The organism is Paenibacillus sp. P4_A7, from assembly GCF_056402455.1.
The window spans coordinates 1-592 of record NZ_JBFUHJ010000924.1 but is presented as its reverse complement, the minus strand read 5'-3'; the positions used below and the strand labels follow the sequence as shown (position 1 = coordinate 592).

The window sequence follows — 592 nt, the reverse complement described above, 5'->3', positions numbered from 1 at the left end:
CAAATAACCAGGTACCAACCACTGTGCAGGTCCCCATGGTCCGTAAATTTTAGTTGCTTTACCTGACGCCGCGGGTGCAACATCCTGCGTAATGGCCGGGAAGTTAAGCACACCAAATTCAAAACCAAAATTGGATTTAATTAAGTAATCTGAGTATCCGTTACCCGCCATCCACATGGCAGCTTTTCCAGATTCAAACATCTGCTCTTCATCGATTTGCGCATTAAAGCCTTTTGGCCAATGCTGTGACCATTCCTTCATTAGCATATACTCTTGCTTGACGACGTCCTTAAGCGGAAACTTTCCATCCTTAATTGCTTTAACGGTCTCTTCTGGCTCCAATCTGCCGTTACCGCTAGTATCGATATCATTGATCTTATCGAGCATAAATTCACTATGCATGATCGTATCAGCCCATGGACCAGAAGAAGCAGATTCTGTACTGAAAGCCATCGGTATGACCCCGGACGCTTTAATTTTCTCCTGTACCTCTATGAACTCAGTCCAAGTAGTCGGAACGGTTAAACTGAGTTTGTCAAAGATCGTCTTGTTGTAATAAATGCCTATCGCAATACCATCTCCAGGTATGGTA

At 43.9% G+C, this 592-nt stretch carries 1 protein-coding gene; it reads right to left on the bottom strand.

Going from position 1 to position 592, the window contains the following annotated elements; translation table 11 throughout:
- The coding region (locus AC1DWN_RS34975) for an ABC transporter substrate-binding protein (RefSeq protein WP_477563379.1) at window positions 1-592 on the bottom strand (592 nt) is incomplete at both ends.